The sequence below is a fragment of the Nocardia sp. NPDC004722 genome, from assembly GCF_053601505.1.
Genome location: NZ_JBSGBY010000151.1, coordinates 1 through 14,979, shown reverse-complemented (window position 1 = coordinate 14,979; position 14,979 = coordinate 1). Strand labels below are relative to the sequence as shown.

The window sequence follows — 14,979 nt, the reverse complement described above, 5'->3', positions numbered from 1 at the left end:
AACTGTTGCGCATGCTCACCGGCACCTTCGGCGTCTTCATGCCGGGGGTGGACATGAAGGCGCTCATCGACGAGTCACTGGACATCCGGAGTGCCGCCCTACGCGAAGTTGTCGTGGTTGCCGTGCTCCATGGCGTCGAGATCCTTCGCCGACTTGTCGAGTCCCCGCTTCAGGTTGTCGAATGAGTCCGCCAGATTGCCCGTGCCCGTCATCAGGTTGTCGCTGCCGGTCACGAACCCCTTCGCGCCATCGGCGAACTTGCCGCCGAAATCATCATCGCCCCAGGCCGATTGCCCCGGCGCGACGGCCGTCCGCGCATCATTCGCCATCCGCCGCAACCGATCCCGAATCTCCTCCGCGACCACCGCAGCATTGCGCACCTGGTCCGGGTCCGCGTTCAATCTTCCCGCCATGATGCCCCTCGCGAGTCAGCCGATCGTCGAAGATCGACTGTCCCACGGCCATCCGGTGAACGCAACGTGAACAGCCGTCGGCCGACCCCGACCGGCCCGCCACCGGAATTGTTCGTATCCTCATGATCAGTCGGCGAGCCCATCGCCGGAACCGGGGAAGGGACGGGTATGCCGGACACGCTGCCACTGGCACGCACCAACGCGGAGGCCCGCCTGTACATCAGCCTCCAACCCTGCCCCACCTGCGGCGAAACCCGCTGCACCTTCCGCAGCTCGGTCATCACCGTCGACGATGTGCTGGCCAGCCGCTACACCGGCGAATGCCCCACCTGCGGCTCCCAGCGCACCTACGAGTTCCGCCTCCCCGACGAGATCCTGCCGCCACCGGCAAACGCGGTCCGCTTCGGCGCCGACAACCCCTCGGAGTTACTGGATCCCGGTGTCTGGCTCTGGTATTCCGACCTCTGCTCCCGCCAGGTCCCCGCCTCCACCGCCGACCTGGACGACCGCGGCGTGCGCGCAGCCCGCCACGCCCTCGCCACCGCGCTCGCCGCCGTGGAGGAAACCCTCAAATTCCTCCCCACCACCGCCGACCGCATCCCGGCCTCAGCCTTCACCTCTCCAGAAGGCCGCGCCACCTATACCCGCGAGCCCGGCCGCTTCACCCGCCCCCGCCTGGAAGCCCTCCGCGACACCTACTCCGCAATCACCCTGGACTGACCTCACCCGCCGGTGATCACCTTGATCGCGGCGTCCTTGGCCGCCTCGTCAACCGTCCCGACCCGAAACCCGCGGCTCACGATGTGCTGCACCAACTCCGGCTCGGGCATCAACCCGTGCTTGTTCAAATAGTGCGACACCGCCCCCGCCCAAATCCACACCCCATCCGTCCGAAACGTCAACGGCACATCCCGATCCGCCGGCGCGAACTCATCCTGATCGAAACTCCGCGCCGCCAACACAATCGGCGCAGACTCCAGATAAGCCAACACCGCCACCCGCGAATTCCCCTCCAACTCAGGCCGATTCACCACCGGCCGCCCCTGGTCATCCTTCCCGTCGTAAACCTTCGCCATCCTGGGCGGCAGCACCCGAGCAGGCTCCGGCTCGATCCTGACCGTCGCCTCTACGCCGGGCCCGGTCTGGGCTGGCGCGAACGGATTCTGCACCATTGGATTCGGCCCGGACACCAACGGATTAGGCGCGGGATTCGGTGCCGCGAACGGATTGGGCGCGACAGCGGCCGCGGCGAACGGATTGGGACCGGCCACCGCAGGCTGGTTCACGGGTGCAAAGGGATTCACCGCGTGAACAGGCGCGAACCCCTGTGAATACCCCGCTCTCGGCTGGGCCATCAGCCGTGGTCGAGCCAACTGGGCCACCAGCCCCGCGATGGTCGCGGCGACGGACAGCAACAGGGTGAGCACGATCAGGATGAACTCGGCACCCAGGTACTCCCAAAAGGCGAGACCCCGGGTGGCGAGCACCGCGATCAGCCCACCGAATGTGCCGGTGAACACGAATGCGGCCGCGGCCCCGCTGGCCGCTCGCATTCCCGCGTTCCGGACGCCGATCCCCGCGAGCAGAGCGATGGCCACGATAACCACGACGATCGACCCCAGTGCGAAATGCGCAGCGGGCCAAGGCACCGACCCGCCACCATCCCAGATGGTGAGGGAGTGCATCCGGCTGTCCGCAGGTACGAACGAAGCCCCGAAGTCCACCGCCACCGCGAGCACTAGGAATACACCCGCGATCCGATCCGCCGCCCCGCCTGCCGCCGGTGCCGCACCACGTTTCGATACCACGGCGTCGCGGAGTCCGGTCACCAACGCCGCGAGGGCGATCAGCATCACCAGAACAAACACCCAGAACCCCGACCCGGGCGAGACATGATCGCCGAACTGGCTCGCGTAGCTGACCACGATGCTGGAAGCGGTTTGCAGCATCATTCCGCTGGCAAACGCCGCAACCCAGAACAGCACACCACGCCGGGCCCCCGCCCCCACAGTCAGCAGTAGCCCCGCCACACCGGCGACGACCACTATGAGCACATACCGCAGCGTAGGAAGGTAGTTGAGGACGCCGCCATGATGGCGATTCCCGATCCTCCATACCGAAATGTCCCATGAACCGCTGTGCAGCCCAAAGGTCATCACCGGCATCCAGAACGTCGCAATCGTCAACACCGCCGCCGCGATCAGCAGGATCCCGGTGATCCGCCCGACACCCAACCCGGTATTCCCCGTTGCACGCCCGGGCGCACCCGTGCCGCCATCATTCCCCATGTAAGCCATGTGTTCTCGTGCCTCTCCCTACCAAGCTGTGCCCTGCCACCCCGCAACAGCCCGTACCCAACCCCACTAGCGGTTCTCCCCGACCGATGCTGCCGCCGACCCTAATTGCCCGCCCACCCCGACGCCAACGCGACCAAATTCCCCTATCGTGTCCACCATGCCGGGGGAAGGAGATCGCACGTGCTCTACTACCGCGCCGTCTACCAGGGCGACTACGAAAAATCCCCACCCTTCACGATTTTCGTGACCACCGACAAGTCCGACGACGCCCTCGTCTGGGCCCAGCGCATCCAGATGTGGCAATACGACCCCGGCCGAGTAATCCGCTTCACAGCCGACTTCCGCAACGACGACCGCTGGGAACTCGTAGACCGCCCCACCGCCGAATCCTTCTCCCGCCGCCTGGCAGTAGACGGCACCTCCAGCGAACTCCCCACCGAAGCCTGGATCGAATGGTTCTTCTCCTGGAAGGGCGATCCCCCCGACCACGAAGACATCTCCTGGAACGACGACCACTACGTCCGAGAACTGCGGCAGCGCAACAACTCCGCGCGGGACCCATCGTGAGCGAGCGCAACCCCTATGAAGGACTGTTGGAACACAACCTTCAGTACCTCGGGAACCTCAGATACGCCGAACCCGCTGACAACGGTGTCCGGAACCGCGGATACGACCTCGTGTTCTACGACCTGGATGAGTACAAGGTCACGTCCGTCACGACGAACGGCCTCCGATTCCAAGACGTCGACGCCCTCTTTCCCGAGGAACTCGTCTGCACCTTGATGACCGGTGAGGAAGGCTTCGCCCACCATCTTGTCGGCCTGGCCGCTGCTCGAATCATCCAGCTCGGCAAGGGGCTTGAAATCGGCGACATCCTGGTGAACGAGACCCCGCTGATCGACGACACTCAGATCTGCGGAGTGCTCGCAGCCAGCAGCCCCTTCTTCGGCTCCGACTTCGACCTCTTCCCCTGCTCCGGCGAACGCCCTGTGCTGCAGACGATCACCCTCCTTCCGATTACCAGTCGTGAGGCGGAATTCGTTGGAGAGAACAGCCCGGAAGAGCTCTGGGATGCGTGGAAGGCCAATGCCGCAAACATATTGACCATCAATCGGCCCTCGACGATCTGATGGTTGGGAGAGCCCCTGCGCCGCAGGGGCCGTTCCGACCTCAGTCAGTGCACTTGGTGACCTGAACCTGTCCCTGTCCCGGCGCTCCACCCGAGCTCCCCGAAGGCAGGAACGACTGCGAGCTCCGGGCATTCAACGCGCTCAGCGCGTTCTGTTCGGACTCCGCGCGATTGGCACCATTGCCGAAGGCCCGCCACCCGCTGGCCGGATTGATCGCGATCGAACCGCACCCGTTCGAGAAGTGAATCCCCACCATGCAGTCACTGCCGCACTGGGCGACAGCAGCCCGGTCCGCGGAATCCTGCGTCGGATAGTTCACTGCCGAGCCCCACACGTTATTGCTACCGGTCGGCCCGATGGCCAGCGACCCGTACAACGAACCATCCGGCCCGCGTTCGGCATTGGCGGTAGCGCTGAACGACGACATCAACGCGGCCGACGCGACCGCCACCAACGCACCCTTGACCAGAACAGACTTCAAAAGAACTCCCCACCTCGAGATCGCTCCGACTCCGGAGCCCCGCCGATCCTGTCCAAAGTGGAACCGGAATGTCCACCTTTTCGGTCGAGATCACACGCCCTGCACAGTGGGACTCCACTCTGGCCTATGTCGGGAACTCGCCGAGCCAGGACCGGCGCACGATATGCCTTGGCAGGTAGTCGGATTCGACATCGATCGGGAACCCGGCGTCGTAGGCGAGGCAGGTCATGGCGAGTGGGCCCGCGGCGATCATGCCGGTGCGATCGTCCCGGCGGTCGTCGTGTTCGGAATCCCAAAACGTGTCGTGCAGTTGAAGTGCCTGCGCCAGGCTGTTGTTGAACTCGTCGTGCTGTTCGGTGAGGAATCGATAGAACAGGTCGATTGGCGGGTAGAGGATCTGGAGCATGAGATCCGGAGGCGCGTACCTGGCGTTGGTGGGGTCTGTGCCTTCGAAGGCGGCCCGGAGTTTCGTGCCGATATCGGTGCCTTCCGTCCAATAGGTCTGCAGCGTCTCGATCCAGTGGTAGATGTACTCGTCGTACACCGATCCAGATGCGCGCAGTAGATCGATCGGCACGTCGCACAGCATGTTGAGACGCGCCTGATCTCGCCCCATGATGGCGAAGAAGAAGGCCGTCACCCAGTTGCCCGCATCGGCGATGCCTCGGGTCGCACCGGATGGCAGCGTCAGAGTCTTTTCGGCATAACGAACTTCGACCATGCCGTCGGCCTTGTTGGCGATCGTGAAGATCGCCGAGGATGCTTGCATGGCCTGGACGTACGCTTCCCAGGTCTCGACTTTGCCAGCCGTCGGATCGATCGCGGACCGCAGCCCTGCCAGCCGCATCGACGCCTGGAGAATGTCCTTGAACCGCCGTGGATGCTGCTCCACACGGGTGAGATGGTGCTCAATTCCGTTGGCAATACTCCGTTGCTCACGCTCCGGATCCAAGATCTCGAGGGTGTGCCTGGTCGTGTCTCTGTTGGTCATTCGGCAATGCCTTTCTCTCCGTACGACCCATCACCCGAATACTGGAACGAGGCCGGCTGGCCAAGGGCTCGTCGCGCGAACTCCTCTTCCCACATGCCGAAAGTCGTGCGCCGCAAGGTCCTGACCGTAGCGCGCTCCTCGCTGGTCAGCGGCCGCCGCTCCTGTCGGGCTGACGTGAGCAGCTGCTCGATCTGTCGGTAGATCTCGAAGATCGGCCCCTCGCCCAATAGGTATGTGCGACGCGCCTCCTCGGTTTCGGCCACGAATTCTTCCTCGGAGAGCGCTGCGTAGTCGAGATCGGCTCCGGGCCTGAGGACATCGGTGATGTCGTCGAAAACCGCCGGCTCGAAGACGCCGGTGTCGATATTCACCTTCCAGCCGGTCACCGCCGCGTGCCGACGCTCCTCGAGGCGAATGGTTGCGTTGCGGAACCGGAAATACGACGGTGACTGCCGGAGCATGATCGGATGGAACGCCTTCTCGGCCATCAACGTGCTTTCCAGCCACGACTGTAACCATGACCTGAACGCGGGATAGTCCGCGGTGCGCGTCAGGGAGACCTCGAACTCCCCACGGGTCATCCTCCCCGACCGGTCGATGTCGACTCCGGCCGGTTCGGATTGCAGCTGCTTGATACCCAGCGCCCGCGCCAGAGCCATTGCGTCATGCTGCATCGTGCCCGGGTGGAAGTGCTCGAACCATTGATCCAGATGCGCCCGAATCAGCTGCCCCGCAGGCCGGGATCCTTCCAGCATCGTGTATTCGACTGAGGCCGAGGTGATTTCATTCTCTGGATGAAAGGTGACATCCGCTGGGACGATCCGCAGGTGCAACCCGGCGTGCAGCACCTTCCGGGCCGCATCCACATCGAGGCGCACATTGTGCTCGGGCCTGCCGTGCTCGCCCAAGTCGCCGCCCATCTGCGTAACCACAAGCCGTTCAGCGCAATCGGGAATCTCTGCTACGACCTCCGCGAGATTCGACATCGGCCCTAGTCCCAGCCACCGCACCCACCCCTCGGCTCGCGTCAACACCCACCGCACCGCCCCGACCACATTTCCGCCGGGCAGCACCACATCCTCGGGAACGAGACCTTCTGCTGCCCAGTACTTCTCATTTCCCAGATCCCGTCCAGCAACGACCGGCACATCGGACCGCCCCAGCAGATCAAGCAGATGCCGAGCCATCCTGGCGCGCCGATCCCCATGCTCATCACTCGTAATGACCAGCGCCAACTCGGGGAATTGCGCCGCAACCACCAGCGCCACCGCATCATCCGGATCACCCCCGATGTCGGTATCCACAATCAGCAACGTCTCCCGAAGCTCCGCCCGCGACGGCTCCATCGGATTCACGCCCTCACCCATACGCCCCTCCTTTTCCTCTTGTCGACCCGCGGCGCGTCTACCCGTGCCCGCTCCGCTTCCGGAACCGCTGCACGAATCCGGCGATGTACACCGCCGGTGGTACCGAGGACGACGCGGCTTCGACCACTCCGTCATCGGCGATGTAGTAGATGGCGCGCCCGATCATGATCTCGCCGGGCTCGACGGGTACGTAGACCATCCAGCCGTTGTCGATCCGGTCGGCGGTCAAGCGATCCAGGGGATAGCGGCTGATATCGGTCCCACGGCCGAGCACGAATCGCCGCACCTGCTCGATGGCGTCGATCCGGCTCAGCGGCGGCATGATCACGAACGTGCGCAGCCCGGCCAGCGTGAATTGGTTGAGCGCGGCGTCGATATCGTGCACTGCGGGATCGAGCACGGCAGCCAGAGTCTCGTGGGTGACCACGCCGACCTGCGCGGCCGAAATCAGCGTTCCGACAGCGGATTCGGCTGTGTCGGTGAGTGATACTGGTCCGAGCGCCTGCTCGACGGCCTTCCTGGTCGACTGCATCGACCAGATGCCGGGCACCGCGCGCGTCAATCCGGTGCGGTCCGGAAACGCGCTGCGGAACCACTGCTCATCCTCCCACCAGTAGCAGAAGGTGAGCTGCCCCGTGCCGGCGCGCGAATCCAGCACGGCGTCGGTCACCCAATCCGGCGCTCCCGCATACAGTTTCGGCTGGGGAGTGCCGTCCGCGTACGCCTCCGGCCATCCGCCGGACAAAACCGCTCGCTCGCCGGGTATCAGATATAGCGTGCTCCCGGCACCGTCCACATTCTCGAACCGGGCCTGCGACGGCAGAATTTGCGCCTCGGGCTCAGGGCTGAGCGCAGCGCACACCGCCGCAAGCACTGTCCAGTGAGCCCATGCCACGGCCAACGGCGGAAGGGTCTCACCTGTCGCCTCGCCACGGATCTCCGCAGCCCGATCCGCGCGAGCCTGCTCCGCCGCCACCCGAGGCGACCGCCGCAATTCATCCACCCTGTGTCTCCCCTCCCACGCGAATGGTTCCATCATCACCAATCCACAACGCCCGCAGCGACTCGACGGGACTGCCCCCGATCCCCACGCCCCATCCGCCGTCGTCCCGCCGCGCCGTCAGCCGCATCCGTTCGATATCGACCCCCGCTCCGACGAGATACAGCCGAATCCGCCGCAACGCCTCGACTTTCCGCATTCCACCCGGAGGCGTCGAATGAACCGCCCACGCCTGCCGCCCGAACCCCAGCCGCTTGCGTTCCCGCTCCCGCTTCTCGTTGCCGTTCTCGCTGCGTCCGTGCAACATCACCCGCCACAACGGATCGTGGTTGTCCCAGCCGTAGAAGAACGACCCGCTGGACACCAGCAACTGCGCCGTGGTTTCCGGAGATTCCTTACGCTGCTTGACGGTAATGCGAGCGCTCTGCCCGTACCTATCCGGAAGCTGGACCGCCAACTCCCGCCCCCGCACGTGGGCCATCACGCTGGTGTCGAAGACAACCCGCCGGGGCATCCCCGAAAACCGTTCCACCACCTCATCAAAGCTCCCCGGCAGCCCCACAAACCTCCCGGTGACATGCAAATACCGCCCATTATTTGCCCGATCGAACCGATTGAACCCCTCACCCACCTGCCTGGTGGCCCCCCAACTCTCCGACCCTTCCTCCACCGCGACGAACCCCAACCCCTCGAGCAAAGACACCAGCTCCCGAGCCCGCCGCCGCTCTTTGGCCACCACCGCGGCCGCCTGCCGTCGGGTAATTGGATTCAAGGTCGAACAAAACCCACCCCAATACCGCGTATACCGCTCCGGCCCCACCACCCGCACCCCATGCGGGATAAACCACAGCATCCGCACGGTCAGGCATCCTCGAAACGTTTCGGCACTTGCTCAGAAGTATGCCGAGATCGCCGCATCGAACCGCGGATCAGCCACATCGACACCGCCACTGGGCTGGTAGTTGCGGCTCCGCACATGAGCCAGGAACTCGGCCGGAATCTCCACGGCGTAGTTCTCCAGGTAGTGAATCGAATCGAGCCGCCAGATCCACTCACCATCCGAGACCAGCGACGGCCCACTGTGGATCGACTTGGCGGGATCGAGCAGATCGGTGGAGCTACCCATCACGTCGAAGATGGGAGTCCCCGCCTTCATGTACGCCGCCACCAGGTTTCGATCTTCGATCTCGTAGCTGAGGCCCGACTTTCGCAACGTGGGCAGCTCGTCACGAACCCTGCTGAACATCTCGCGGTAAATCCCGACAGGCTTCAACTCCGTCGTTACTCCGGACATTGTGCAACCCCCCGAACGATCTGACTCGTACGCTGCCCAGCCTACTGGCCCAACCGCGGTATCAGATGGTGAAGTGTCTGTGCTTCGCGAGAGTGCGGTGTCGGACTCTGCTGAGCCGCAGACCGATTCGGTATCCGCAGGTCCACACCTCCTATGTAAGGCTGAGTGGGCACGTACAGAGCTGGCGTGCGATGGATGTAGGAGGACGCGGTTGGGACCGGTAGTGGATGACGAATCGCGCCGGTACCGCGCGGAGCTACTGACCGAGGGGAACCGGCTGCGCAAGATCTGCCAGCGGCGCGATTCGACCCCGGAAACCAGGGCAGCGTCTGTACGAAGCGGCGAGATTCTCGAACGGTATCTGGAGTGGAGGTGCGGGCCGCCGAAAGTATCGGGCGCCCAGCATCGTCCAAGCCATCGAAAACACTCGTGAGATTCACAGCTCAATCCCCGCCCTGCAGTCCTACCGCGAAGGGTACCGAGCTCGGCTACCCGCCCGCACCTTTCTGCACTCCCGTCGCGGAGTCGCGGCGTACTACACCGGGACGGGTGAGCAGCGCGGAACCTGGGACGTGCGAGCGGCCACTGGTGGCGAGGTGCTGGGTAAGGCCGTTTCGGGCGGCGATTCGACCTGTAATTCCAAACTCGTCCCAAGGCTCCCCGCGGGCACCCAGGTCGGTTTCAGCGTGCCGTGAACACCGAACGACGCGGACGCATTGTCGGCCGGAAACGACCTGATCAATCGGCTGTCCGCCAAAGCCGTTGGTGGACAGCACAAGGAGGCTCGCCCTTATTCCAGGCAGACCTAGGGTTCGATGACCGTGAACCGGGCGCACTTGATCTGCAATGGAAAGGGTTCGTAGGCGATCGGATGGCTCTCGGGGTCAACTCGGCGATGCAGCAGTGTGAAGATATGAGAACAACAGTGACAGGAGCGATGTTCGATGGGTGAGCCACTACATATGGAAGGTCAATCGAGGCTCCTGTCCGTGATCACCGCCCGAGTACAGGCGACCTTGCCGGTGGGATGGCAGCGTTTGCAACTCGAGTACGCATCGATCGGGAACAAGTCCGATTGTGTGGGCCTGGTGCACATGACGAACGGCGGCTTCGGCGGTTGGTATCCTCCCGACGATGTGGCTGTGACATTCGCTCGACTGCGTGATGGAATGTCCCGTCCGGACACCGGAACCTGGCTGCACGCAACCTATCGGCTGACCTATCCGGGTTTCTTCGACATCGAGTATCACAAGGATGGCCTGCCAGAATTCGAGAACCCGCCGAGTGTCGAGGATTGCCGGCAGGAGCTGCGACAGTATCCACGATCCGAAGAATACATTCCGTCCTGGATGCGCGAAATTCTCGCAGGCCGATAAGGATTGCATCAGTTGATCGCATCGCGCGCCACAGCCCCCTTCACCGCTACCCACGGCCTGGCTCATCAAGCGCAGCAGCGGAATTCACACGACATCCGCACCGGGTTAGGTCAGGAGAATGCGGTGATGGCCGTGTCGAATCTCTTGTCGGAGACGTCGACAGCGGTTGTGTGCCGGTAGTTTCTAGCTCGGACGTGGCCGAGGAACGCCGACGGGATCTCGAGCGGGTAGTGCTCCAGATAATGGATTGAATCCATGCGCCAGATCCACACTCCGTCGGAGACCAGTGACGGGCCGCCGGGGATCGACCGCGACACATCCAGCAGATCGGTGAAATCGACTGGTACATCGAAGATCGGGGTAGCCGCCTTCATGTACGCGACGATCATGTCCCGGTCCTCGATCGGCCGGGCAGTCAAGGAATCGCGCAAGGACGGAAGTTCGGTTCGCGGCTTGCGGAACATTTCCTGGTAAATCCCGACCGGCTGCAGCGGAGGGTCCGGAACTGGCGGGAACGGACGGTTCGGAACTGGCGGCAGCGGAGCTTTCGGAGCTGGCGGCAGTGGAGGCTTCGAAACGGGCGGCAGTGGAGGGTTCGAAACGGGCGGCAGTGGAGGAGGCGGTACAGGTGGCAGGAAGGGTCGGTGACCGGCTCCCCTTGGAGCACTTCGATTTTCGGCCGACAGTGGTCCGAATCCGGAGTTGAACCTGGGCTTGTCGTCGAGAATTCTGTCTTCGACCGGAACTGCATCGCGAGCTCGCACGTCCTCGGCCATCTGCCGATCGATCTCGTGTAGCCGTTCGACCGTAATGCCCATCCGGGCGGCCGCTGCCTCGTCGATACGGCGCTGCTCAGCCGGATCGGAAGGGGTCATCCACGGAGGCACGGCGGGGCCGGATGGTGGTCTGGCCTCTTCCATCGAGGTCCCGTCCAGACCGCGGCGGTACCACTCGGGCATGTGCTCGGCCGATCGGCGAAACCAACGATTCTCGGTCGCGATGTAGTTCTCCGAAGGGTCCGGACTGCGGAACTGCGGTTCCCGGTCACGGTTGTATCGAATAGTGAAGCGGCCCGGGGCATCCACGATGTAGACGAACTCGAACCAGGTACCGAGCCCTTCGGACCACATCCCGCTGCGCAACGAGTGAAACTTCCGCCACAGACGCCGCGGGACCGCCCAGCCCTCGGCCGTCCCATCGCTCATCTCGACGATCGTGTGTGCCTCGGAGATCCCGCCGAGCATCACGCCCCGCACGCTCAGCCGCGACCACCCCGTCGGTAGAGTCCCGATCACCTCACTCGTGATCTCGACCAGCATCTCGTGCTGTTCGATCGGATTCAGAGACCCTGAACTCCCCATCAGATCAATCCCTTTCGTTATGTCGCAGTCAATGCCGGAACCGGCTCCTTCAACAGCCGGGGGCGACCTGAAGTGCCAACTCCCGTCGTAAACCCGTGCGAGCTGCGGCGGGTTGCCGGATTCGTCCATCGCGATCAACTTTTGGTCGGCAAGGCGCTGAAGCTCGGCAAGGCTGTGCGCGTGTCGCTCCGGATCCTGACCGATCAGGCCGAAAGTGCCCGGCGCGTTCGGGGGAAGCGACCGCAGGTCGCGCAGCGCCACGAGCGCCGGTTTGCCCGCCATATGCGCGTCGATGAGGCGGGCTCGCCAAAGTCCTCCGGCTACGAATCCGGTCTCACCGGCGTCGGTTCGAGGCAGGTAGCCGGCGGCTTCATCGCCACCACTGGAAGCCCACACATACCCGACGACAGCACCGTTCAACACGATCATCGAATAGACCACCGGAGAGGCGGTGTCCCCGGAGTAGGTGGACGTCGGCAGCGGCGCGATCTCACTGAACCCGCGGGAACGATCGTCGGGCGTACCGCTCGGAAACTCTCCGTTTTGCACCCACGGCCCATCACCAAGCGGCACACCGGGATTCAGCCGCAACGCCAACTCCTGAATGGTCGCTGCCTCCCCCTGCACGGCATCGGCCGCGATCTCCCCGAAGCGGTCGTCACCGGGCTTACCCGCCCAGTACCTGACCGCTTCGGCCGGAGCGAGCCCCATCCGATACGTCTCCCCGAGCCGGTCGTGCCAGAAGATCGACGACTTCACCCGATTGATCTCGACCCCGAGATGCGGAAAAAACCCGGCCGCGTTCCCATCCTGGGAGCCCCACAGATACCCGACGAGCTCGTCACCGAGCATGATCGGGAGAAACATCACCGGCCGCCGAGTCCAGGCGTCGTAGCCCGGTGGCGTCGCATCTTCGGTCATCGGTACGTCACTCTCGATCGGCAGCAGTTGCCGCCGCGGCCAGCGCCGCTTTGTCGACGGTCGGGGGCTGAAAACCCTTGGACCGAATGTGGTCGGTCAACGGCCGCTGTGGCGGTGCCTTGTGTTCCCGCAGGTAATAGGCCACCGAAGCAGGCCAGATCCAAACGCCGTCGGTGTGATACCGGCGTGAGATCGCCTGGGTACGTTCAGGTTCGAGAAGATCTGCGTCGAATCCGCTGTCTTCTCTGATCACCGGCGCATTTTCCAGGTACGCGAGTATCGATGCTCGCTCTTCCTCGGAAAGTTCGGGCCGATCGACCCAGGTGGGCATCCCCTGTGGATACCCGGGCACCGGGATCGTTCCATCGTGGGCCCTGGCCATCTGGAACACCGGACCATCCTGGCGTGCCCGCCGCTCCAACCACGGCGGTGCCGACTCGGGTCGCCGGGGATACCGGACCAGGTCGTCCGTATAGGCCGACTGCGTGGGAAAGTTCTCACGCCATTCCGGCTCGTTCGTCCAATCGAATTGGATATCGAGCCGGGAGATGTAGTCGAACCGCAAATGAGCGGTGAACCACGTACCGTACCCCGGCTGATACATACCGGCACGGAGCTTTCCGACCAGGTCGAGCAGATCGGTCGGCGGAGTCCAGTCGATGTCCTCCATGAACAGATCGACCAGGCTGCTGTCCATGTCGACATGGTCGCCGACAGCCCGGTAGTGCAGGTTGAACATCTCGTAGCCGGGTGGAAGGGACTCGACCAGCAGGGCGGTCATCTCATCAGCCAGCTCGCTCTGATCCGCGATATCCTGTGAGCCTTCGACGGTGACGCTGCCTTGTGCCCACTGACCTGGTTGTGCGCGCTCGAGATGAGCACGCAACCATGCCGGTATGTGAAGAACATCGCGGGGAAAGACTTCGAAATCCGCCAACCACGCTTCGGGGGAAAGCGGGGGATTCCACTCAGGTTCGTGATGAAAGTTGTACGCAGCGCTGTAATCCTCTGGAGAGTCCAGGCACAGCCGCATCGAAAACCAGGTTCCCGTTCCGGGACGATAGGTCGCCATAAGCCGCCGCAGCTCCAACAACGCGCTGCCGATGGCGTCGAGCCCCGCCGCTTCCAGTGCGGCAGGATCCGGGATCACGGTGCTTCCGTCGTCCAGGATCGCCGCGATTCGCAGCTGGTATGCCGGACCCACTGCCGCGGCATGCAATTCGACCCGTTCCCAGTCAGCGTCGGGAGCCAACGCGAGCAACGCCAACCCGATCCGGCTCTCGGTGTCTCGCCCCTGTTCGCCGTCAGGCCTTCGACGTTGCACGCCACTCCTCATTCCAGCCAGATGGTCATCGCCTCCCGAACCGGCGCATCATCGGAATCAATTGGTGTGTAATCGATTGCGCATTGGAGCCCTGCTCGAAGGCTGCGGTGTCCTCTCGGCCCGCCGCGTGCTTGATGAAGCCCCACAGCGAAACGCGATCCATCTCACCAGTCGTCTGCCCGAATCCGCCCGGGTGTGATGTCGTCGAGGTCCTCGACGTCGGTGAAGGTCATGACCGGCTGGCTGTGCTGCTGTCGTTCGGGTGCGTTCGGGGGAGCGATGGATGCCGGAATGCGTTCGGGCATTTGGGCCGTGAGGTCCGGCAGTCCTTCGATGAGGTCCGACATTCTCGGCATCCGGCCACGACGTTCTTGGATGGGTGCGGTGAGTTCGGTGCTTTTGCGGGCCAATTCGGTCGACGCCGCCTGGGCTGCCTCGGTGACCGCCTTCGAAAGCTCTTGGAGCGTATGGCCTTCCAGGTCGTCGTCGAAGCGGGTTTCGATGACGATCCCGTCGGCGTTCACGACGACGGTGACCCGCTTCTGCAAGGCGTAGCCGGTTGCCATCAGCTGTGCACGCTTCTGCTGGATGTCGTTGAGTATCTCGACCTGCGCCTGGAACTCGTCGACCATCGAGGCCAATTCGGCCTTGAGGAACTCGTTGGCCACGGACTAGACCTTGAACGCGTCCGCGTTGGACTTGTCGGTGCCGTCGTGCAGCTTCGACGAATCCTGTTGCCCGGTGGACTGGCCATCGGTGTTTCCGGCGAGCTTGCCGACGACGGCGGTGAGGTTGTCGCGCGCGGCGAGATACCCGTTGCCGCTCTCACCCTTGGCGAACTTCTGGCCGTATTCGTCGTTGCCCCACGCCCCGCTCCGGCCGTCGCTCGCGGCTTCCAATCCGGTCAGGACCGCGCGCAGACGGTCGTTGACCAGGTTGGTCTTGGCGGATGCGTTACGTAGGAGCTCGGGATCGACCTCGACTTTATCGGTCATGACTGGTAATCCTCCCCGTCCAGTGATTG

General features: G+C 63.8%; 16 protein-coding genes. 4 read left to right on the top strand and 12 right to left on the bottom strand.

Features of this window, described 5'->3' with window-relative positions:
• Nucleotides 1-98: 98 nt before the first annotated feature.
• Nucleotides 99-365 carry a hypothetical protein gene (locus tag ACWELQ_RS17215; protein WP_452398030.1) on the bottom strand — a complete coding sequence of 89 codons (267 nt, stop codon included), beginning with the start codon at nt 363-365 and terminating at the stop codon, nt 99-101.
• Between the two features lie 216 nt (nt 366-581).
• Here ACWELQ_RS17215 and ACWELQ_RS17210 point away from each other — a divergent pair, with 216 nt between their 5' ends.
• On the top strand, nt 582-1,133 hold the full coding sequence (locus ACWELQ_RS17210; protein ID WP_452398029.1) for a hypothetical protein: 552 nt from the start codon (nt 582-584) through the stop codon (nt 1,131-1,133).
• A 2-nt stretch (nt 1,134-1,135) separates the two neighbouring features.
• On the opposite strand, the gene ACWELQ_RS17205 is transcribed toward ACWELQ_RS17210, so the two are convergent.
• Nucleotides 1,136-2,710 carry a hypothetical protein gene (locus ACWELQ_RS17205; protein ID WP_452398028.1) on the bottom strand — a complete coding sequence of 525 codons (1,575 nt, stop codon included), beginning with the start codon at nt 2,708-2,710 and terminating at the stop codon, nt 1,136-1,138.
• A 180-nt stretch (nt 2,711-2,890) separates the two neighbouring features.
• On the opposite strand from ACWELQ_RS17205, the gene ACWELQ_RS17200 reads away from it, so the two are divergent.
• Entirely contained in the window at nt 2,891-3,277 is a 387-nt protein-coding gene (locus tag ACWELQ_RS17200; RefSeq protein ID WP_452398027.1) for a hypothetical protein, read from the top strand.
• Nucleotides 3,274-3,840, top strand: a complete 567-nt coding sequence (locus ACWELQ_RS17195) for a suppressor of fused domain protein (RefSeq protein WP_452398026.1) — start codon at nt 3,274-3,276, stop codon at nt 3,838-3,840. The genes ACWELQ_RS17200 and ACWELQ_RS17195 overlap by 4 nt, the downstream gene beginning before the upstream one ends.
• A gap of 40 nt (nt 3,841-3,880) precedes the next feature.
• Here the strand turns inward: ACWELQ_RS17195 and ACWELQ_RS17190 are convergent, their stop codons facing one another.
• From ACWELQ_RS17190 to ACWELQ_RS17165, 6 genes are all read right to left on the bottom strand, one after another.
• Entirely contained in the window at nt 3,881-4,321 is a 441-nt protein-coding gene (locus ACWELQ_RS17190; RefSeq protein WP_452398025.1) for a DUF4189 domain-containing protein, read from the bottom strand.
• 124 nt (nt 4,322-4,445) lie between these two features.
• On the bottom strand, nt 4,446-5,273 hold the full coding sequence (locus ACWELQ_RS17185) for an immunity 49 family protein (RefSeq protein WP_452398024.1): 828 nt from the start codon (nt 5,271-5,273) through the stop codon (nt 4,446-4,448).
• 35 nt (nt 5,274-5,308) lie between these two features.
• Nucleotides 5,309-6,679 carry a nucleoside hydrolase gene (locus ACWELQ_RS17180; protein WP_452398023.1) on the bottom strand — a complete coding sequence of 457 codons (1,371 nt, stop codon included), beginning with the start codon at nt 6,677-6,679 and terminating at the stop codon, nt 5,309-5,311.
• Between the two features lie 37 nt (nt 6,680-6,716).
• Nucleotides 6,717-7,424 carry a hypothetical protein gene (locus ACWELQ_RS17175; protein ID WP_452398022.1) on the bottom strand — a complete coding sequence of 236 codons (708 nt, stop codon included), beginning with the start codon at nt 7,422-7,424 and terminating at the stop codon, nt 6,717-6,719.
• A 250-nt stretch (nt 7,425-7,674) separates the two neighbouring features.
• Complete coding sequence (locus ACWELQ_RS17170) at nt 7,675-8,538, bottom strand: hypothetical protein (RefSeq protein WP_452398021.1); 864 nt, start codon at nt 8,536-8,538, stop codon at nt 7,675-7,677.
• Nucleotides 8,539-8,571: 33 nt separating this feature from the next.
• A complete protein-coding gene (locus ACWELQ_RS17165) occupies nt 8,572-8,973 on the bottom strand; it encodes a hypothetical protein (protein WP_452398020.1) in 402 nt (133 codons plus the stop codon).
• Between the two features lie 989 nt (nt 8,974-9,962).
• Between ACWELQ_RS17165 and ACWELQ_RS17160 the strand changes: the two genes are divergently transcribed.
• A complete protein-coding gene (locus tag ACWELQ_RS17160; RefSeq protein WP_452398019.1) occupies nt 9,963-10,349 on the top strand; it encodes a hypothetical protein in 387 nt (128 codons plus the stop codon).
• Nucleotides 10,350-10,459: 110 nt separating this feature from the next.
• On the opposite strand, the gene ACWELQ_RS17155 is transcribed toward ACWELQ_RS17160, so the two are convergent.
• The 4 genes from ACWELQ_RS17155 to ACWELQ_RS17140 form a co-directional block, all read right to left on the bottom strand.
• Nucleotides 10,460-12,631 (bottom strand): hypothetical protein, encoded by a 2,172-nt coding sequence (locus tag ACWELQ_RS17155; RefSeq protein ID WP_452398018.1) that lies wholly within the window; start codon nt 12,629-12,631, stop codon nt 10,460-10,462.
• A gap of 7 nt (nt 12,632-12,638) precedes the next feature.
• Complete coding sequence (locus tag ACWELQ_RS17150; protein ID WP_452398017.1) at nt 12,639-13,955, bottom strand: hypothetical protein; 1,317 nt, start codon at nt 13,953-13,955, stop codon at nt 12,639-12,641.
• A 164-nt stretch (nt 13,956-14,119) separates the two neighbouring features.
• Nucleotides 14,120-14,623 carry a YbaB/EbfC family nucleoid-associated protein gene (locus tag ACWELQ_RS17145; RefSeq protein WP_452398016.1) on the bottom strand — a complete coding sequence of 168 codons (504 nt, stop codon included), beginning with the start codon at nt 14,621-14,623 and terminating at the stop codon, nt 14,120-14,122.
• Between the two features lie 3 nt (nt 14,624-14,626).
• The gene (locus ACWELQ_RS17140; RefSeq protein ID WP_452398015.1) at nt 14,627-14,950 is read right to left on the bottom strand and encodes a hypothetical protein; all 324 of its coding nucleotides are present in this window, start codon (nt 14,948-14,950) and stop codon (nt 14,627-14,629) included.
• Between the last annotated feature and the right edge of the window lie 29 nt (nt 14,951-14,979).